The organism is Pseudomonas sp. SWRI68 (genome assembly GCF_014269165.1).
GTDB classification, from domain to species: domain Bacteria; phylum Pseudomonadota; class Gammaproteobacteria; order Pseudomonadales; family Pseudomonadaceae; genus Aquipseudomonas; species Aquipseudomonas capeferrum.
The window spans coordinates 76,891-94,300 of sequence record NZ_JABWRU010000008.1; the positions used below are offsets into that span (position 1 = coordinate 76,891).

Here is a 17,410-nt window from a genome sequence, read left to right on the forward strand (position 1 = left end):
GCGGTCCTCTCAGGCTTGCGGGGGGGCTGCGAAGGGCACGTCCAGGGGCGCGGTGTCGAAGTTGCGCAGCAGGTCGATGAGAATCTGCGTGGCCGGGCCCAGGGTCTTCTCTTTGCTCGAATAAAGGTAGAACAGTGGGTGGCGGCTGCCACCCTGGTCCAACGGCAGCGCCTTGAGCACCCCCTCGCGCAGCTCCCGTTCGATCATGTGCCGGGGCAACCAGGCAAAGCCCAGGCCGCTGCTGACGAAGGTGGTGGCGGTGCCCAGGCTGCCGACGGTCCAGCGCTGCTCGGCACCCAGCCAACCGACATCGAGCGGTTGCGCGCGGCCGGAGTCGCGGATCACCACCTGCAGCTGGCTTTCCAGGTCCTGGAAGGTGATGTCCCGGCCCAGGCGGTGCAGGCTGTGTTCGGGGTGGGCAACGGCGATGAACTCCACCGCGCTCAGTTCGGCACCCAGGTAGCCGCCGATGCTGTAGCTGCTGATGGCAAGGTCGGCGATGCCTTCACGCAGCACTTCTTCGACGCCCGACAGCACCTCTTCGCGCAGACGCACCCGGCAGCCACGGCTCTGCGGCATGAATGCACTCAAGGCACGCACCAGCCGGGCGCTGGGGTAGGCGGCATCGACCACCACGCGCACTTCGGCTTCCCAGCCTTGCTCCATGTGATGGGCAAGGTCTTCGAGCTGGCTGGCCTGCTTGACCAAGTGGCGCGAACGGCGCAGCAGCACGTTGCCGGCTTCGGTGAGCACGGCCTTGCGCCCATCGATGCGCAGAAGCGGTACACCGAGCTGCTCCTGCATGCGTGCCACGGTGTAGCTGACCGATGACTGCGAACGGTGCAGTGCCTCGGCGGCCTGGGCAAACCCCCCGTGATCGACCACTGCTTGCAGGGTTCGCCACTGATCAAGGGTTACGCGCGGCGCTTTCATGTTTCGCTCCTGTTGTCCTAAGCTGCGCTCTTCCAAGGAGAGCGCCCCATGAAGAAATGTTGTGCGGCAATACTGATGTGCCTGCCCCTCGGGGCCATGGCTTACCCCATCGATGTGGAGAAGCAGCTGGACGGGGTCAAACTCGACTACACCGCCTACGACACTGCCTACGATATTGGTGCCATCACCCTCAACAACTACGGGCAGGTACCGGCAGCCTGCAAGGTAACGTTCCGCAACGGCCCGGAAGCGCCGCGGGTGCGCCGGGTGAACGTACCGGCAGGTAAAAGCGTCGATGTGACCGCCAAGTTCAATCGCCAGATCATCAAGCTGCGGATCGGCGTGAACTGCGCGGCCGAATAAAACTGATTAATCGATTGATTGAACCCACTTTTTACGCTTTTTTATCGATAGGTCAAGCCTTAATCTCACCTCCATCGAATCGCACCCTATTTGCCGATGGAGGCACCCCATGTCCCGCGTACTGATCATCGAAAGCAGCGCCCGCCAGCAGGATTCCGTTTCCCGTCAACTGACCCGCGACTTCATCCAGCAATGGCAGGCGGCCCACCCGGCCGACGAGATCAACGTACGTGACCTGGCCGTGAGCCCGGTGCCCCACCTGGATGCCAACCTGCTCGGAGGCTGGATGAAACCCGAGGCGCAGCGCAGCGCCGCCGAACTGGACGCGCTGGCCCGCTCCAACGAATTGACCGATGAGCTGTTGGCGGCCGACGTGCTGGTGATGGCCGCGCCGATGTACAACTTCACCATCCCCAGCACCCTCAAGGCCTGGCTGGACCATGTACTGCGCGCCGGCATCACCTTCAAGTACACCCCGACCGGCCCGCAAGGCCTGCTGACCGGCAAGCGCGCCATCGTCCTGACTGCCCGCGGCGGTATTCATGCCGGCGCCACCAGCGACCATCAGGAACCGTACCTGCGCCAGGTGATGGCATTCATCGGCATTCACGATGTGAACTTCATCCATGCCGAGGGCCTGAACATGAGCGGCGACTTCTTCGAGAAGGGCCTCAACCAGGCCAAGGCCAAACTGGCTGCGGTGGCCTGAGCGTCAACGAATTCCCAACCCTGACACCTTGTTTGCTCCTTTGGGTGTATCTGCCCGGCCAATGGCCGGGCTTTTTTTTGGGGGGAGGTTGTGGATGCCTGGAGATTGGATTCGGGGCCACCAGGTGCCCGTCTTGGGTTTTGCAGCGCCTATGAGATCGAGCGCCGCCCGCGCGGCGCTCGATTTCCGCCCCACCTCCAAATCCAAGACAGGCAGCTAGCCGCCATCACCCTATCTCCCGACAAGCGCATAGCAGCCCCACTTCCCCAACATTCTGTGAAGAACCTATTTTGCCGTGGCCAAGGCGGTCTGCTTTTAGTGCCGGAACGGCCGCGTGCGCTGCCATCCCTACATTCCTCATGGTTGAACACAGCGGCCGCAACCCGCTAAGGTCGCCGCCTTGATCCACGAGAGGCAACCATGGGCTACCTGATTATCGTCGCGCTGATCCAGGCGTTTTCCTTCAGCTTGATCGGCGAGTACCTGGCCGGGCACGTCGACAGCTACTTTGCCGTGCTCGCGCGGGTGCTGCTGGCGGGCCTGGTGTTTCTGCCGCTGACCCGCTGGCGCCAGGTCGAGCCGCGCTTCATGCGCTCGATGCTGCTGATCGGCGCGCTGCAGTACGGCATCACCTATGTGTGCCTGTACCTGAGCTTTCGCGTGCTCACCGTGCCGGAAGTGCTGTTGTTCACCATCCTCACACCGTTGCACGTCACCTTGATCGAGGACGCCTTGAACCGGCGTTTCAACCCGTGGGCGTTGCTCGCGGCGCTGGTGGCGGTGGCCGGGGCCGCGGTGATCCGCTTCGACAGCATCAGCGGCGAGTTCTTCATCGGCTTCCTGCTGCTGCAGCTGGCCAACTTCACCTATGCCGCCGGCCAGGTGCTGTACCGCCATCTGGTCGCCCGAAACCCCAGCAACCTGCCGCACTACACGCGCTTCGGCTACTTCTACCTGGGGGCCTTGATCGTGGTGTTGCCGGCGTTTGTGCTGTTCGGCAATGCCCAGCACTTGCCGAGCACCGATGTGCAATGGCTGGTGCTGCTGTTCCTCGGGCTGTGCCCTACTGCATTGGGCCTGTACTGGTGGAACAAGGGCGCGTGCCTGGTCTCCGGGGCGACACTGGCGGTGATGAACAACCTGCATGTGCCGGTGGGGCTGTTGCTCAACCTGTTGATCTGGAGCCAGCACGAGCCGCTAGGGCGGCTGTTCATCGGCGGTGCAGTGATTCTGGCATCGGTGTGGCTGAGCCGGTTGGGCAGCCGTGCTCAGGTACCGCTTGGCAACAAGGCGTGAATGAACCCGCATGGCTACATCGGTATCCCCTTGTGCGTCGGCGGCCTGGGCGGTTTCTGGTTTGGGCCTGGCGCAGCCGGTGCTGCATTTTCTCGACATGCTGGCGCTGGCGACCACCCCGTGCGCGTTGATTTCACTGGGGGCGTTCCTGGCCGAGAAACGGGGCATGGGGCAAGCCAGCCCGTGGCCGTTGGTGGGGCTGAAACTCGAGTAGGCGCTGGCTTGCCTGCGATGGGCCGCAAAGCGGCCCCGGCAATCTCAAGCCTCGCTCAGGTCTTCCAGACGATGCGGCACAGGTTCAGCTGACAGTCGCCCCGCCAACCCCGCCCGCATGTCATTACCGCTAGGCTGCTGGTACAAGCTCAACCCGAACTCCGGCAACACCGCCAACAGGTAATCGAAGATATCCCCCTGGATCCGCTCATACTCCGCCCACACCGTGGTCGTGGTGAAGCAGTAGATCTCCAGCGGCACGCCTTCGGCGGTGGTCTGCATCTGGCGAACCATGCAGGTCATGCCTTGATGCACGTTGGGGTGGTTCTTCAGGTAAGCCAGAGCAAAGGCGCGGAAGGTGCCGATGTTGGTCAGCTTGCGCCGGTTGGCGGACAGTTCGGCCACCGGCCCCAGGGCTTCGTTCCAGGTTTGCAGTTCCTGGCGCTTGCTGGCCAGGTAGTCGCCCAGCAGGCGCACCTGGGTGAGGCGCTGCTCCTCTTCGCGTGTGAGAAAGCGCACACCTGCGGCGTCGATGAACAGGCTGCGCTTGATGCGCCGGCCGCCCGACTGCTGCATGCCGCGGTAGTTGCGGAACGACTCGCTCATCAAGCGCCAGGTCGGGATCGAGACGATGGTCTTGTCGAAGTTCTGCACCTTCACTGTATGCAAGGTGATGTCCACCACGTCACCGTCGGCGCCCACCTGGGGCATTTCGATCCAGTCACCCACATGCAGCATGTCGTTGCTGGTCAGCTGCACGCTGGCCACGAACGACAGCAGCGTGTCCTTGTAGACCAACAGCAGCACCGCCGACATGGCACCCAGGCCCGACAGCAGCAGCAATGGCGAGCGGTCGATCAGGGTGGCGACGATGACGATGGAGGCAAAAATCCACAGCATCATCTTGGCCAGTTGCACATAGCCCTTGATCGAGCGGGTGCGGGCGTGCTCGGTGCGGGCGTAGATGTCGAGCAGGGCATCGAGCAGGCACGACAGGGCCATGGTCATGAACAGCAGGGTGAAGGCCAGGGCGACGTTGCCGAGGAAGTGCTGCGCCGTGTCGGACAACTCCGGCACCAGTTTCAGGCCAAACTGCAGCACCAGCGACGGTGTGGTCTGGGCCAGCCGGTGCAGGACTTTATTGTGGCGCAGGTCATCCAGCCATTTCAGCGCCTGTTGGCGTGCCAGCAGGCGGGTACCGTGCAGCATCAGGAAGCGCGCCAGGCGGCCGACCACCAGGGAAATCAGCAGCAGGACGGCCAGGCCAATCGCGGCGTGGAGCATGGGATGTTGGTCGAGGGTGCCCCAGAGGTCGAGGGAGTCACGCCAGATTCGTTGGATATCCATGGGGTTGTGAGCGGTCTGTATTGCCAAACGAAGCGCCATTAGAGCGCGGAAGCCGATAAAGTTGCCAAAAGAAATTCGGCTATGGCGGCAGAAAACGTTACCCTATGCAACTGAATTTCCCGCACTTGCCTGAGGTTACCTCCGTGTTTTCCCAATTCGCCCTGCACGAACGCCTGCTTAAAGCCGTGGCCGAGCTTAAATTTGTCGAGCCGACCCCGGTGCAGGCAGCGGCCATCCCCCTGGCCCTGCAAGGGCGTGACTTGCGTGTGACCGCGCAAACCGGCAGCGGCAAGACCGCGGCATTCGTCCTGCCGATGCTCAACCGCCTGGTCGACCTGAGCGGCCCACGCGTGGAAATCCGCGCGCTGATCCTGCTGCCTACCCGCGAGCTGGCGCAGCAGACCCTCAAGCAGGTGCAGCTGTTCTCCCAGTTCACCTACATCAAGGCTGGCCTGGTCACCGGCGGTGAAGATTTCAAGGAACAGGCCGCCATGCTGCGCAAGGTACCGGACGTGCTGATCGGCACCCCGGGCCGTCTGCTCGAACAGCTCAATGCCGGCAACCTGGACCTGTCCCATGTCAAGGTGATGATCCTCGACGAAGCCGACCGCATGCTCGACATGGGCTTTGCCGAAGACATGGAGCGCCTGTGCAAGGAGTGCGAGAACCGCGAGCAGACCCTGCTGTTCTCCGCCACCACCGGTGGCGCAGCACTGCGCGACATCATCGGCAAAGTGTTGAAAGACCCTGAGCACCTGATGCTCAACAGCGTCTCGCAACTGGCCGAGGGCACGCGTCAGCAGATCATCATGGCTGACCACGACCAGCACAAAGAGAAGATCGTCCAGTGGTTGCTCGAAAACGAGACCTACCAGAAGGCGATCATCTTCACCAACACCCGTGCCCTGGCAGACCGCATCTATGGTCACCTGGTGGCCAAGGACGTCAAGGTCTTCGTACTGCACGGTGAAAAGGACCAGAAAGACCGCAAGCTGGCCATCGACCGCTTCAAGCAGGGCAGCTCCAAGGTGCTGGTGGCGACCGACGTGGCGGCCCGTGGCCTGGACATCGACGGCCTGGACCTGGTGATCAACTTCGACATGCCGCGCAGTGGCGACGAGTACGTGCACCGCATTGGCCGTACCGGCCGTGCCGGGGGCGAAGGCCTGGCCATCTCGTTGATCACCCACAACGACTGGAATTTGATGTCGAGCATCGAACGCTACCTCAAGCAGCAGTTCGAGCGCCGGGTTATCAAGGAAGTCAAAGGTACCTACAACGGGCCGAAAAAGGTCAAGGCCTCGGGCAAGGCTGCCGGGACCAAGAAGAAAAAGGTCGAGAAGAAGTCGGGTGACAAGAAGGCTGCCGCCAAGCGCAAGCCAACCGCCAAGCCAAAGGCCAACGCGCCACTGGCCAGTTCCGACGGCATGGCTCCGCTGAGAAAGCGTCAGCCTGCAGCTGAGTAAATCGACTTGTGCCCTATCGTCGGCTTGCCGGCGATAGGGCTTCACAACCTCGCATCAGTCAGCTTTTTTCTCCGCTGTCTTCAGTTCCTTGATCCGTGTATCGATCAACTGGCATTTGTCGGGCAAGTCCTTGCTCGCCGTCCCCAGCTCCATCCCTTGGAGCTCATCATTGATTTCCTTGGCCTTCTGCGGGTTCTGCTCAGTGAGCTGGCTGACCAGGCCGGCCAGTTCTTCACGCTTCTGCGTGGCCTCTTCCGGTGTGCAGGCCCAGGCGGGTAGGGCGCAGAGCAGGGCGGTGGCGCAGGCAATGCTTAGCAGCGGTTTCATCCTTCTTACCTCTCGCGTTGGCTATGCGTGATGGAGGGCAGTCGATGCATCGAAGTTCAGCTTCAGCGACCGGCGGGCTCTGCAATCCGTACCTGCAGTACAACTGATGTTGTCAGTGGGCAAGATGAGGTTTGGCGGTCATGTCTATTCCCAGCGCCTTCATGACGGCAAGAAACGACTTTAACGTCGGATTACCGTGCTCGCTGAACGAGCGATAAAGTTGTTCACGTGACAAACCCGTCTCTTTCGCCAATTCGCTCATGCCTTTGGCACGTGCTACCACACCAACGGCCTTGGCCACGTAGCTGGCATCGCCCGTTTCAAGCGCATCGGACATGAACTGCGCGATGGCTTGCGGGGTGGTCAGGTAATCAGCCGCATCGAAGTCAAAAAATGTTTCAGTCATGTTGCATCCTCCAGGAGCGCAGGATTTCGTGAGCCGCTTTGATGTCCCGCCGTTGGCTGCTTTTGTGCCCGCCGCAGAGCAGAATTACCAACGTATCGCCTGATTGGTGAAAGTACACGCGGTAGCCCGGCCCATAGTGAATTCTCAATTCACTTACACCATGGCCAACTGCTGAAACGTCGCCAGGCAGGCCCTCCATCAAGCGGTTGATACGAGCAATAATCCGGATACGCGCCGTGTCGTCCCGGAGTCCATGCACCCAATGCCTGAAACTGCTGGATTCGATTTTCTTCATTGGGCGAATGTAGTTTATAAATCACACGGAGCAACGCATCAAATGGTTTCTGTTTTTTCTGAACATGGCTCACTGTCGACAGGTCCACCCTGTGTACCCCTTCCGTCCACAGCAGGAGCCTGCCGCCATGAGCATCACCTACGACTGGGACCTGATCGAGCGCTTGCTGCATGAAGCCCAGAACAGCGCCGGTCACAGCTTCACGCCACGCCCCTATGCCGAGCAGCACGCCGCAGCGTTGGCCGCCGAAGGCCAGCCAGTTGGCGACCTTGACCACCTGAAGACCCGCGCTTGCGAGTATGAAAAGCTGCTGTTCGAGCGCGGCTTCATCGAAACCCGGCCAGCAGAAGACGGTGGCAACGGTGAAAACTTTGTCCTCACCGAGCGCGGATCACGCCTGTTGAGCCTGATCGACAGCAGCATCCCAGGCTTCGAGCACCCCCGCCAAGTGCTTGAAGAACAGGAAGACGCGCTGGATGAGGCGACCTTTGAGCAGGTGTCCTCCAAGGCGCAGATTGCTTGAGGTCGTTTTGAGGGTGGCACGGGTGGCCAAGGAAAACCGATAATCGGTAATTCTTGAAGACTGCCGAGTTGACGCCGATGCCATCGATTATCCGTAAGGCCCGCTCATGAGCGCGGCCCGGAAGAACCCCGACGCCTTTGCTTTCCAGGTCATGCTCGGGCTGTGCCTGATCTGGGGCTGCCAGCAGGTGCTGATCAAGACGGCCGCGGTCGACATCGCACCGGTGATGCAGGCCGCCCTGCGTAACTGTATTGCTGCAGTGCTGGTGGGCCTGATGATCTGCTGGCGCGGTGGTTGGGAGCAGGTGGGCACTACCTGGCGCGCCGGGCTGTTGGCCGGCGGGCTGTTCGGGGTGGAGTTTCTGTTCATCGCCGAGGGCCTGAAGCTGACGTCGGCAGCGCACATGTCTGTGTTCCTGTATACGGCACCCGTGTTTACTGCCTTGGGCCTGCACTTCATGCTGCCCAGCGAGCGGCTGCGCCTGCTGCAGTGGTTGGGGATCTTGCTGGCGTTCGGGGGGATTGCCACGGCATTTGCCGGCGGTATGTCGTTCGAGCAGATGGACAGCCGCACCTTGCTGGGCGATGCCTTCGGCGTCGTGGCAGGGTTGGCCTGGGGCGCGACGACGGTGGTGGTGCGCTGTTCGCGATTGTCGGAAGCGCCAGCGACCTTGACCTTGTTCTATCAGCTGGCCGTCGGTTTTGCCGGGTTGCTGCTGATTGCCTTGCTCAGTGGCCAGATCGGGGCGGTGTCGCTGACGCCGTTGGCGATTGGCAGTGTGCTGTTCCAGGGGATCGTGGTGTCGTTTGTCAGCTACCTGACCTGGTTCTGGCTATTGCGCAAATACCTGGCGTCGAACCTGGCGGTGTTTTCGTTCATCACGCCGTTGTTCGGCGTGACGTTCGGAGTGCTGCTGCTGGATGAGCCACTGAGCGTGAACTTCGTACTCGGCGCAGTGATGGTGTTGCTTGGGGTGGTGCTGGTGAGTGCCGAGCCCTGGGTAAAGCAGCAATTGCGTAAGTGGGTGGGGTGACGGTTGCACCTACACCGAGCGCGCATCCGCCGAGTGTTGGGCAGGGCAGGTGCGATGGGCTTGGGCGCCAGCCAGCACCAGCCCCCCGGCCACTGCCAGACCACTGGCGGCCAGCAGCAATGCGGGCTGCAAACTCCCCGTGTAGTGGTTACTGACGGCCGCCAACAACGGCCCGCTCAGTTGCCCGAGTGCAAAGCACGCAGTGAGCAGCCCGGCATTACGCTGCGTCGCCTGCGGCGCCAGCTCCCGCGAACGTTGCATCACCAGCTGCATGCAGGCCAGGAACGGCGCACCGCATAGCACCACGCCCAAGGCCAGGCCAAGGCCGCCGCCCCACAAGCAAGCCAGCACGCCCAGCCCTTGCAGCCACAGGGTGGCGGTCAGCCAGGCAGAGGTCCGGCCGCCCCGGCGCAGGCTCACCAGCACCACGCCCAGCGCTGCCGCCACGCCAAACGCAGGCCAGAACAGGTCGGCCAGCCATTGTCCTTGAAACTGCTGGTTGGCCATCTGTGACAAGAAGGTGGCCGGCAGGATGTAACCGACGCCGTACAAGGCATACACCAGCCCAAGGCGCCCAATACCGGCACCGTGCCTTGTACCTGGCTGCACAGTGGCCGGGATCATTGCCGGCGCCTGCGGTCGTGGCAACCAAGGCCTTGCTGCCAGCAGCATTAGCAACGCGGCGGTGGCATAGATCAGCCAGAGCGCTGCCGAACCCAGCCCCAGCACATGCGCACCCAGCGCCAACAGTCCGCTAACGGCGATACCCACCCCGGGCCCTGCGAACACCAGCGCGCCCAGGCGCTGGCGCTGGTGTGCATTGGCGACCTGCTGGCTGAGGCTGGTGATCATCACCAGTACCCAGGCGCTGGCCACGCCGGTGCCGAAACGCAGCAGCAGGTGACTCCAGAAGCCACCGGCGGCCCAAGAGGCCAGGGTCAACAGCACGCACAGCCACAGCCCGCCATGCAGACGCAGGCGAACCTGGGCAGGGGTGCGGGCGAACATGGCATCCACTGCACCCAGGAAGTAACCCAGGTAATTGGCTGCTGCGACCAACCCAGCGGCCGTGAGGTCGAACTGGCCTTCAGCGATCAATTGCGGCAGTTGCGGGGTCAGGGCGAAGCGGCCTATGCCCATGGCCATCATCAGCGCCACGGCGCTGGCCAGCAGTTGTATGAGCGGTGACATGGAAGGACTCCTGCACGAGGTAAGCGATGGCTGGCAGGTTAAGGGGCTTTTATATTCAATAAAATTGAATAATGATGATGAAGTTATTCTGTTTTGGAGAATGGTATGGAGTTCAGCCAACTGCGCATCTTCCAGGCGGTTGCCGAGGAAGGCTCGGTGACCCGCGCCGCCGAGCGCTTGCATCGGGTGCCCTCGAACCTGTCGACGCGCCTGCGCCAGCTCGAAGACCAACTGGGCGTCGAGCTGTTTTTGCGCGAGCGCCAGCGCTTGCAGCTGTCACCTGCGGGCAAGGTGTTGCTCGACTACGCCAATCGCCTGTCGGCCCTGCGTGACGAGGCGATGGCGGCTGTGCAGGGTGGCCAGCCGGCCGGGGAGTTTGTGCTGGGCACCATGTACAGCACTGCAGCGACCCACCTGCCGGCCTTGCTGGCGCGTTACCACCAGGCGTACCCGGCGGTGAACCTGCAGGTGCGCGCGGCGCCCAGCGGCGAGTTGTTCGAGGGTTTGCTCAGCCATGGCCTGGACGCGGCCTTGGTGGATGGCCCGCCGAGCCTGGCCGGGTTGGATGGCGTGCCACTGTGCGAAGAGCAACTGGTGTTGATCACCAGCCCCGAACACCCGCCCGTGCACACGGCAAAAGACGTGGCAGGCAAGGCGGTGTTCACCTTCCGCCAAGGCTGCTCGTACCGCATGCGCCTTGAAGCCTGGTATGCCCACGCGCATACGCCGATGGGGCGGGTGATGGAGATCGAGTCCTACCAGAGTATGCTGGCCTGCGTCATCGCCGGCGCCGGCGTGGCGATGATGGCGCAGTCCATGCTCGACAGCCTGCCGGGGCGTGACCGGGTGCGGGTTCATCGCTTGCAGGCGCCGTTCGATCAGGCGGTGACCTGGTTGATGTGGCGCCAAGGGATGCGAGGGGCGAATTTGCAGGCGTGGATCGATCTGCAACAAAGCGAAACGATTAGCCAGTCGTCGGAATGCGGCGTTTCCCCTTGATCCGCGTCAAAATGGCCCCTATCTCTAGGAACAGATACAAGCGCAATACAGGACATCGGGCTATGATCTGTATGAAACATGACTGGATTGATTGACCGTGAGGCTGACCCGTCAAAGGGGGCACTATGAAGAAACCACTGTTCAACTGGCTCCACGACTTGGCTGTCGCACTGGGGCTGATACCACCACCCTTGCAGCCGGTGCCGATCCCGACTGACGAAGAGCAGCGCAAGCGCCAGCCGCGTCGTCGCTGAAATGAAAAAGGCCGCCGCATCATGGCTGATGCGGCGGCCTTTTTGTTGCCGGTGTTATCTAAGGGTGTATCGGCTATCAGGCCAGCTTCATCGCTGCCACCGATTTACGCGTCATCAGGCTGATCCCCACAAAGCTCACCAGGCCGATCGTCAGGCTGTAGTAAATCGGCGTGTTGGCTTCCAACCCATCCTTGAACATGAACAACAGCGCGGTGGCGAAGCCCAGCGACATGCTGGCGATTGCGCCTGCGGTGGTTGCGCGCTTCCAGAAGATCGCACCGATCAGCGGGATCAGCATGCCGCCGACCAGCAGGTTGTAGGCCAGGGTCAGGGCGTTGATCACATCGTTCACCACCAGGGCGATACCCAGCACCACCAGGCCGGTGAGCAAGGTGAACAGGCGGCTGATGCCCAGGCTCGATTGCTTGCCGCCACGCAGCTTGGGCAGCAGGTCTTCGGTCAGGGTGGTGGACGCGGCCAGCAGGCCGGCGCTGGCGGTGGACATCATGGCTGCCAGGGCCGCCGCCATCAGCAGGCCGCGGATGCCATCGGGCAGGGTGCTCTTGATCATCTCGGCAAAGGCATTGTTCGGGTTTGCCAGGTCTGGCATCAGCACGTGTGCAGCCATGCCGATCAGGGCGCAAGCCAGGCCGTACACTACGCAGTACACACCTGCGGTGGTACCGGCGCGCTGGCAGACCTTCTCGTCACGGGCGGTGAACACCCGCTGCCAGATGTCCTGGCCGATGAGGATGCCGAAGAAGTAGATCAGGAAGTAGGTGATGATGGTGTCCCAGCCGATGCTGGTCAGCTGGAAGCTCGACGCTGGCAGCTTGGCCACCAGGGTGTCCCAGCCGCCGGCCTTGTACAGGCAGACTGGCAGCAGGATGAACATCAGGCCGACGGTCTTGATCACGAACTGGACGATGTCGGTCAGGGTCAGCGACCACATGCCGCCGATGGTCGAGTACAGCACCACCACGCCACCGCCGAGCAGCAACGACATCCAGAACGGCAATTCCAGCAGCACCTGCAGTACGGTTGCCATGGCCAGGGTCGAGGTGACGCCGATCATCAGCGCATAGGCCAGCATGATCGCTGCACTGGCCTGGCGTGCCATGGGGTTGTACCGACGCTCCAGCACCTGGGTGACGGTGAAGATGCGCAGGCGCAGCAGCGGTTTGGCGAGGAACAGGTTGAGGGCGATGATGCCCAGGCCCAGCGCAGCGCACAGCCAGAAGCCCGAAATACCGTGGACATAGCCCAGGCGCACGGTGCCGACGGTGGACGCGCCGCCCAGTACGGTGGTGGCCATGGTGCCCATGTACAGGGTGGGGCCGAGGTTGCGTCCGGCCACCAGGTAGTCTTCGTGGGTTTTCGCACGCCGCATGCCATACCAGCCAAGCCCGAGCATGCCGGCGGTATAGATCATTACAACAATGATGTCCAAGGCCATTGGGAGTCTCCCGATTATCTTTATTATGGCGAGATCGACCGTCCGGGCACCTTACGGCACCTGGCGGTCTTGTCTTGTGTTGACGGGCCTCAATGGCCCTCCCTCATGGCTCCTGCCAGGGTATAGCGGGTATCGCGGTTGGCGCGGCGCAGGCCTGGTTCAGCGACGCACTACGCCAGGTAGCACGCAGAGCATTTCGAACAGCAGGTTGGCGCCGAGCAGCGAGGTGTTGCCGGTGGTGTCGTAAGGCGGGGAGACTTCGACAAGGTCACAGCCGATCAGGTCCAGGCCGTGGCAGCCGCGAATGATCTCCATCGCCTGGATCGTGGTCAAGCCCCCAATTTCCGGCGTGCCGGTGCCCGGTGCCCAGGCAGGGTCGATGCCGTCGATATCGAACGACAGGTAAACCGGGCCACCGCCGACCTTTTCGCGTACTTCGGCCATCAGCGGTTCCAGCGATTTGTGCCAGCATTCCTCGGCCTGAACTACGCGAAAGCCCTGGCGACGGCTCCAGTTGAAGTCGTCGGCGGTATAGCCCTGGGCGCGCAGGCCGATCTGTACCACGCGGTCGCAATCGAGCAGGCCTTCTTCCACGGCGCGGCGGAAGGTGGTGCCGTGGGCGATCTTCTCGCCGAACATGTGGTCGTTGACGTCGGCGTGGGCATCGATGTGCACCAGGCCGATCTTGCCGTGCTTTTTATGCAGGGCGCGCAGGATTGGCAGGGTAATGGTGTGGTCGCCACCCAGGGTCATCGGGATGACGTTGTGCTCGACGATCTCGTCGTAGGCTTCTTCGATGATGCGCACGGCGTCGAGCAGGTTGAAGGTGTTGATGGCCACGTCACCGATGTCGGCTACCGACAGCGAGTCGAACGGCGCAGCACCGGTGGCCATGTTGTACGGGCGGATCATCACCGATTCGGCGCGGATCTGCCGTGGGCCGAAGCGGGTGCCGGAGCGCAGGGAGGTGCCGATGTCCAGCGGCACGCCGATGAACGCGGCGTCCAGGCCGGCGGCGCTTTGCAGGTGGGGGAGGCGGAGCATGGTGGCGATGCCGCCGAAACGCGGCATTTCGTTGCCGCCCAGTGGTTGGTGGAGAGTCTTGTCCACGGTGGGCCTCATCAGTCGGTCGATTGTTGTGTTTGTTCGAACCTGTGCCGCGGCGCGCCTGTTTGCTTTGGTTGTGCCGGCGGGCAGGACATTTCGGCCGAGTTTGCGCAAGGTAGTGCCCGGGAAGAATCGCTACCGGCAAATACTTACTTCAGGAATTTCTGAACTAATGCCTGCGCAACCGGTTAGACTTGCCGCCATTAACTTTGCGGAACCGTTGCACCATGGCCTCGACCCTGCCCGATCTGAAACTGCTGCGCATCTTCGTCAGCGTGGTGCGCCACCAGGGCTTCGCCAACGCCCAGCGCGAGCTGAACCTGTCGACGTCGGCCATCAGCACCTACATGAGCCAGCTGGAGGGCGGGCTGGGGATTGTCCTGTGTCACCGTGGGCGCGGCGGTTTCAGCCTGACCAGCAAAGGTGAACTGTTCCACCAGGAGAGCCTGCGCCTGCTGGCCGAGCTGGATGGCTTCGAGCAATATGCCGCGGCGCTCAAGGGCGAGCTGCGGGGCACGCTCAACCTGGGGGTGATTGACTCGACCGTGGGTGACCGCGCGTTGCCACTGGCCGAAGCCATCGGTGCCTATAGCCAGGAGCACCCGGGGGTTCACCTGCACCTGTCGGTGTCCAGCCCCTACGAGCTGCAATTGGGGGTGCAGGACAACCGCCTCGACCTGGCCATCGGGGCGTTTTCGTCGCGCATGAGTGGCCTGGTCTATCAGCCCCTGTACCGTGAGCAGCACTGGCTGTACTGCAGCAGCCGCCACCCGTTGTTCGCCGAGCGGCGCATCCCCGAGCAGGTGGTGACCCAGCAGCGCATGGTCGGGCGCGGCTACTGGAGCCAGGCAGAACTGGCCCGGCACGGCTTCAAGCACAGTGCGGCGACCGTGGAGAGCATGGAGGCGCAGCTGATTCTGATCCTGTCGGGTGCCTACATCGGCTACCTGCCAGAGCACTACGCCCAGGCATGGGTGGACAAGGGCGACCTGCGCGTCTTGTCGCCGTCTACCTTCGGCTATCAGGCGCCATTTTCGCTGATCGTTCGCCGCGGCCGTAGCCGCGAACCGTTGATTCAAACCTTCCGCGACCTGCTTAAAAGCCAACTCAACGTCGGCTGATGCACAGTGTGTTCATGCATTCCGTCGGGACGGGCTCAATTCCTACAAAACAGGACCGCTAACCTGATAGCGCTCTGCTAAATATCAACTTGCGCTGATGATTTCCCCCTCTTCATCCTGCAAGGATCGCCCAAGATGCGCATGAATTTGCCCGTCACTGAGCACGAAAGAACCTTCTCCAGCGATCAACGCCTGATCTCCACGACGGACCTCAACAGCCGCATCACCTACTGCAATGACGCCTTCGTGGCGATCAGCGGGTTCACTTACGACGAACTGGTCGGCCAGCCCCACAACCTGGTGCGCCACCCCGACATGCCTCCGGCCGTCTTCGGCCACATGTGGGACACCATCAAACAAGGCAAACCCTGGATGGGCGTGGTCAAGAACCGCGCCAAGAACGGCGATTATTATTGGGTCAGCGCCTACGTCACCCCGGTGTACGAGCAAGGGCGGGTCAGCGGCTACGAGTCGGTACGCTCGGTGCCGACGCGCGAGCAGATTCGCCGTGCCGAAGCGCTATACGCGCGCCTGCGTGCCGGCCGCTCAGCGGTACCCTGGGCCGCGCGGCTAGGGCATCAGCTGGGCCGCGGCTGGCCGCTGATTGGCGCAGGCCTGCTCTCGGCCGCAGGTTATCTGTGGTTGCCGCCGTATGCGGCGCTGGGGGTATTGATGGCCAGCCTGCTGCTGGCCTGGTACTTGATCGAACACCGGCAGAGCCAGGCCATCCGGCGTACCCTGGGCGAGCACCCGAAAGCCTTCACCAGCCCGTTGGTGGCGTTGACCTACAGCGACAACCCGGGGCTGCAAGGCCAGCTGGACCTGGCCATCATCAGTGAAGAGGCGCGCTTGCAAACCGCCTTGACCCGCCTGGTGGATGCAGGAGTCGGGGTCAAGTCACGTGCGGCGCAGTCGGCCGACCTGTCAGACGCCCAGGCGCAGATGCTTGACCGCCAGCGCAGCGAAACCGACCAGTCCGCCACGGCGATCGCGCAAATGGCAGCGACCATCCAGGAGGTTACCCATAACGTGCAAAGCACCGCCCATGCCGCAGGCGATGCCGACCAGTTGGCGCAGCATGGCAGCGAGTTGGCCCAGCAGAGCCTGAAGGCGATGGGGAGCATGAGCGATGCGGTGAATGATATCGGCCAGGCAGTCAATGCACTGGCCGAGCAGACCCAGTCGATTGGCAGCGTGGTCGACACGATCACTTCGATTGCCGACCAGACCAACCTGCTGGCACTCAATGCCGCCATCGAGGCAGCGCGGGCCGGTGAACAGGGGCGCGGGTTTGCCGTGGTGGCTGATGAGGTGCGTTCGTTGGCCCAGCGCACCCGTGCCTCGACCGAAGAGATTCATCAGATCATCGCCTCGTTGCGGGTGGGGGCAGAGCGGGCAGTGAGTACCGCCACCCGCGGCGAGCAGATTTCGCGCGACAGCGTGCACAGTGTCGAGGCGGTGCAAGTGGCGTTGGCCGGTATCGCCCAGGCGGTCAGCCGCATTACCGGCATGAGCCAGCAGATGGCGACGGCTTCGGAGCAGCAAAGTCATGTTGCCGAGGATATCAACCAGCAGATCGTGAGGATTGCACACCTGTGTGACCAGAGCGCGGGGCAGGCCAGGCAGGGTGCGCAAATCAGCCAGGACCTGGAGCGTATGGCCGAATACCTGCACAGCCTGGCTGAGCGCTTCAACCGCTGAGGCAGGGGATTCCGAACAAGCTGTGGCACACTGCGCCCGGTAAGGAGAGCCCTATGCCCAGACCCCGCTGCGAGCGCTGCCAGCGCCCGCTTGACCACTGCCTATGCCCACTGATCCCCTCGCTCGGCAGCCGCACCCGTATCGTCCTGCTGCAGCACCCCAGTGAAACCGCCCATGCCCTGAATACCGCGCGCCTGGCGGCCCTGGGGCTGAACAATGCCGAGTTGCGGGTCGGGGAGGTGTTCGAGGGCCTGGATGAGCTGCTTGCCACGCCCGGTTACCGTGCCGCGTTGCTGTTCCCGGGCGATCAAGCCCAGGTGCTGACGGCTTATACCGAAGTGGATGACCAGCCGTTGCTGTTGATCGTACCCGACGGTACCTGGCGCAAGGCCCGCAAGCTGCTGTACCTGAACCCAATGCTTGCGGCATTGCCGCGGGTGACGCTGGGCGCGGTTGCGCCTTCGCGCTACCGGCTGCGCAAGGCGCCGGAGGCGGGGGCGTTGTCGACCCTGGAGGCGGTGGTCGAGGCGCTGAACGTGCTGGAGCAGCCAGTCAGCTTTGACGCGCTGCTCAAACCGTTCGACGCGCTGATCGAGGGGCAGATAAAGGCCATGGGCGCCGAGACCTTCCAGCGCAATCACGGCCCTTCATAGGCGCTCTGAGGCTTGCA

19 protein-coding genes and 1 pseudogene are annotated in these 17,410 nt (G+C 62.7%); 12 read left to right on the forward strand and 8 right to left on the reverse strand.

Translation table 11 applies throughout. The features are described 5' to 3' along the window. Positions 1-9 precede the first annotated feature (9 nt). A complete protein-coding gene (locus HU770_RS13965) occupies positions 10-933 on the reverse strand; it encodes a LysR family transcriptional regulator (protein ID WP_033699665.1) in 924 nt (307 codons plus the stop codon). A gap of 48 nt (positions 934-981) precedes the next feature. On the opposite strand from HU770_RS13965, the gene HU770_RS13970 reads away from it, so the two are divergent. The 4 genes and pseudogenes from HU770_RS13970 to HU770_RS13985 form a co-directional block, all read left to right on the forward strand. Next, positions 982-1,296 carry a hypothetical protein gene (locus HU770_RS13970; RefSeq protein WP_033699663.1) on the forward strand — a complete coding sequence of 105 codons (315 nt, stop codon included), beginning with the start codon at positions 982-984 and terminating at the stop codon, positions 1,294-1,296. 109 nt (positions 1,297-1,405) lie between these two features. Further along, a complete protein-coding gene (locus HU770_RS13975) occupies positions 1,406-2,005 on the forward strand; it encodes an FMN-dependent NADH-azoreductase (protein WP_033699661.1) in 600 nt (199 codons plus the stop codon). 420 nt (positions 2,006-2,425) lie between these two features. Continuing rightward, positions 2,426-3,301, forward strand: coding sequence for a carboxylate/amino acid/amine transporter (locus HU770_RS13980; RefSeq protein ID WP_186663937.1), 876 nt, complete (start codon positions 2,426-2,428; stop codon positions 3,299-3,301). A 22-nt stretch (positions 3,302-3,323) separates the two neighbouring features. Further along, positions 3,324-3,509: pseudogene (locus HU770_RS13985) on the forward strand (AEC family transporter); the annotation flags it as partial. A gap of 50 nt (positions 3,510-3,559) precedes the next feature. Here the strand turns inward: HU770_RS13985 and HU770_RS13990 are convergent. Further along, positions 3,560-4,861 carry a mechanosensitive ion channel family protein gene (locus HU770_RS13990; RefSeq protein WP_186658075.1) on the reverse strand — a complete coding sequence of 434 codons (1,302 nt, stop codon included), beginning with the start codon at positions 4,859-4,861 and terminating at the stop codon, positions 3,560-3,562. A 104-nt stretch (positions 4,862-4,965) separates the two neighbouring features. On the opposite strand from HU770_RS13990, the gene HU770_RS13995 reads away from it, so the two are divergent. Next, the gene (locus HU770_RS13995) at positions 4,966-6,327 is read left to right on the forward strand and encodes a DEAD/DEAH box helicase (RefSeq protein WP_033699652.1); all 1,362 of its coding nucleotides are present in this window, start codon (positions 4,966-4,968) and stop codon (positions 6,325-6,327) included. 54 nt (positions 6,328-6,381) lie between these two features. Here HU770_RS13995 and HU770_RS14000 read toward each other — a convergent pair whose 3' ends face one another. The 3 genes from HU770_RS14000 to HU770_RS14010 all read right to left on the reverse strand — a co-directional run bounded on the left by HU770_RS14000 (position 6,382) and on the right by HU770_RS14010 (position 7,355). Then, positions 6,382-6,654 carry a hypothetical protein gene (locus tag HU770_RS14000; RefSeq protein WP_033699650.1) on the reverse strand — a complete coding sequence of 91 codons (273 nt, stop codon included), beginning with the start codon at positions 6,652-6,654 and terminating at the stop codon, positions 6,382-6,384. Between the two features lie 112 nt (positions 6,655-6,766). After that, positions 6,767-7,060, reverse strand: coding sequence for an addiction module antidote protein (locus HU770_RS14005; protein WP_095063760.1), 294 nt, complete (start codon positions 7,058-7,060; stop codon positions 6,767-6,769). Beyond that, positions 7,053-7,355 carry a type II toxin-antitoxin system RelE/ParE family toxin gene (locus HU770_RS14010; RefSeq protein ID WP_095063759.1) on the reverse strand — a complete coding sequence of 101 codons (303 nt, stop codon included), beginning with the start codon at positions 7,353-7,355 and terminating at the stop codon, positions 7,053-7,055. The genes HU770_RS14005 and HU770_RS14010 overlap by 8 nt, the downstream gene beginning before the upstream one ends. 127 nt (positions 7,356-7,482) lie before the next feature. On the opposite strand from HU770_RS14010, the gene HU770_RS14015 reads away from it, so the two are divergent. Together HU770_RS14015 and HU770_RS14020 are read left to right on the forward strand one after the other, a co-directional pair. Then, complete coding sequence (locus HU770_RS14015) at positions 7,483-7,878, forward strand: transcriptional regulator (protein WP_186663939.1); 396 nt, start codon at positions 7,483-7,485, stop codon at positions 7,876-7,878. 106 nt (positions 7,879-7,984) lie between these two features. Then, positions 7,985-8,911: a DMT family transporter gene (locus tag HU770_RS14020; RefSeq protein WP_186663941.1), complete on the forward strand. Its 927-nt coding sequence runs from the start codon at positions 7,985-7,987 to the stop codon at positions 8,909-8,911. A gap of 9 nt (positions 8,912-8,920) precedes the next feature. On the opposite strand, the gene HU770_RS14025 is transcribed toward HU770_RS14020, so the two are convergent. Beyond that, complete coding sequence (locus HU770_RS14025) at positions 8,921-10,102, reverse strand: MFS transporter (protein WP_186663943.1); 1,182 nt, start codon at positions 10,100-10,102, stop codon at positions 8,921-8,923. Between the two features lie 105 nt (positions 10,103-10,207). Here HU770_RS14025 and HU770_RS14030 point away from each other — a divergent pair, with 105 nt between their 5' ends. Together HU770_RS14030 and HU770_RS27275 are read left to right on the forward strand one after the other, a co-directional pair. After that, a complete protein-coding gene (locus tag HU770_RS14030; protein ID WP_033699637.1) occupies positions 10,208-11,101 on the forward strand; it encodes a LysR family transcriptional regulator in 894 nt (297 codons plus the stop codon). Between the two features lie 125 nt (positions 11,102-11,226). Further along, entirely contained in the window at positions 11,227-11,355 is a 129-nt protein-coding gene (locus HU770_RS27275; protein ID WP_256214945.1) for a PA1414 family protein, read from the forward strand. 76 nt (positions 11,356-11,431) lie between these two features. Here the strand turns inward: HU770_RS27275 and HU770_RS14035 are convergent, their stop codons facing one another. Then, positions 11,432-12,811, reverse strand: coding sequence for a sodium:solute symporter (locus tag HU770_RS14035; protein ID WP_033699635.1), 1,380 nt, complete (start codon positions 12,809-12,811; stop codon positions 11,432-11,434). A 159-nt stretch (positions 12,812-12,970) separates the two neighbouring features. After that, complete coding sequence (speB, locus tag HU770_RS14040; RefSeq protein WP_027593127.1) at positions 12,971-13,921, reverse strand: agmatinase; 951 nt, start codon at positions 13,919-13,921, stop codon at positions 12,971-12,973. A 224-nt stretch (positions 13,922-14,145) separates the two neighbouring features. Here speB and HU770_RS14045 point away from each other — a divergent pair, with 224 nt between their 5' ends. The 3 genes from HU770_RS14045 (at position 14,146) to HU770_RS14055 (ending at position 17,393) form a co-directional block, all read left to right on the forward strand. Beyond that, positions 14,146-15,039 (forward strand): LysR family transcriptional regulator, encoded by an 894-nt coding sequence (locus HU770_RS14045; protein ID WP_033699632.1) that lies wholly within the window; start codon positions 14,146-14,148, stop codon positions 15,037-15,039. A gap of 135 nt (positions 15,040-15,174) precedes the next feature. Next, positions 15,175-16,740, forward strand: coding sequence for a PAS domain-containing methyl-accepting chemotaxis protein (locus tag HU770_RS14050; protein ID WP_186658066.1), 1,566 nt, complete (start codon positions 15,175-15,177; stop codon positions 16,738-16,740). Between the two features lie 53 nt (positions 16,741-16,793). Beyond that, positions 16,794-17,393 carry a DTW domain-containing protein gene (locus HU770_RS14055; protein WP_186663945.1) on the forward strand — a complete coding sequence of 200 codons (600 nt, stop codon included), beginning with the start codon at positions 16,794-16,796 and terminating at the stop codon, positions 17,391-17,393. The last annotated feature ends 17 nt before the right edge of the window (positions 17,394-17,410 follow it).

Bases quoted from the DNA above. Each gene is read 5' to 3' on its own strand.
- HU770_RS13965 (WP_033699665.1), bottom strand. From the start codon at position 933: ATGAAAGCGCCGCGCGTAACCCTTGATCAGTGGCGAACCCTGCAAGCA.
- HU770_RS13970 (WP_033699663.1), top strand. From the start codon at position 982: ATGAAGAAATGTTGTGCGGCAATACTGATGTGCCTGCCCCTCGGGGCC.
- HU770_RS13975 (WP_033699661.1), top strand. From the start codon at position 1,406: ATGTCCCGCGTACTGATCATCGAAAGCAGCGCCCGCCAGCAGGATTCC.
- HU770_RS13980 (WP_186663937.1), top strand. From the start codon at position 2,426: ATGGGCTACCTGATTATCGTCGCGCTGATCCAGGCGTTTTCCTTCAGC.
- HU770_RS13990 (WP_186658075.1), bottom strand. From the start codon at position 4,861: ATGGATATCCAACGAATCTGGCGTGACTCCCTCGACCTCTGGGGCACC.
- HU770_RS13995 (WP_033699652.1), top strand. From the start codon at position 4,966: ATGCAACTGAATTTCCCGCACTTGCCTGAGGTTACCTCCGTGTTTTCC.
- HU770_RS14000 (WP_033699650.1), bottom strand. From the start codon at position 6,654: ATGAAACCGCTGCTAAGCATTGCCTGCGCCACCGCCCTGCTCTGCGCC.
- HU770_RS14005 (WP_095063760.1), bottom strand. From the start codon at position 7,060: ATGACTGAAACATTTTTTGACTTCGATGCGGCTGATTACCTGACCACC.
- HU770_RS14010 (WP_095063759.1), bottom strand. From the start codon at position 7,355: ATGAAGAAAATCGAATCCAGCAGTTTCAGGCATTGGGTGCATGGACTC.
- HU770_RS14015 (WP_186663939.1), top strand. From the start codon at position 7,483: ATGAGCATCACCTACGACTGGGACCTGATCGAGCGCTTGCTGCATGAA.
- HU770_RS14020 (WP_186663941.1), top strand. From the start codon at position 7,985: ATGAGCGCGGCCCGGAAGAACCCCGACGCCTTTGCTTTCCAGGTCATG.
- HU770_RS14025 (WP_186663943.1), bottom strand. From the start codon at position 10,102: ATGTCACCGCTCATACAACTGCTGGCCAGCGCCGTGGCGCTGATGATG.
- HU770_RS14030 (WP_033699637.1), top strand. From the start codon at position 10,208: ATGGAGTTCAGCCAACTGCGCATCTTCCAGGCGGTTGCCGAGGAAGGC.
- HU770_RS27275 (WP_256214945.1), top strand. From the start codon at position 11,227: ATGAAGAAACCACTGTTCAACTGGCTCCACGACTTGGCTGTCGCACTG.
- HU770_RS14035 (WP_033699635.1), bottom strand. From the start codon at position 12,811: ATGGCCTTGGACATCATTGTTGTAATGATCTATACCGCCGGCATGCTC.
- HU770_RS14045 (WP_033699632.1), top strand. From the start codon at position 14,146: ATGGCCTCGACCCTGCCCGATCTGAAACTGCTGCGCATCTTCGTCAGC.
- HU770_RS14050 (WP_186658066.1), top strand. From the start codon at position 15,175: ATGCGCATGAATTTGCCCGTCACTGAGCACGAAAGAACCTTCTCCAGC.
- HU770_RS14055 (WP_186663945.1), top strand. From the start codon at position 16,794: ATGCCCAGACCCCGCTGCGAGCGCTGCCAGCGCCCGCTTGACCACTGC.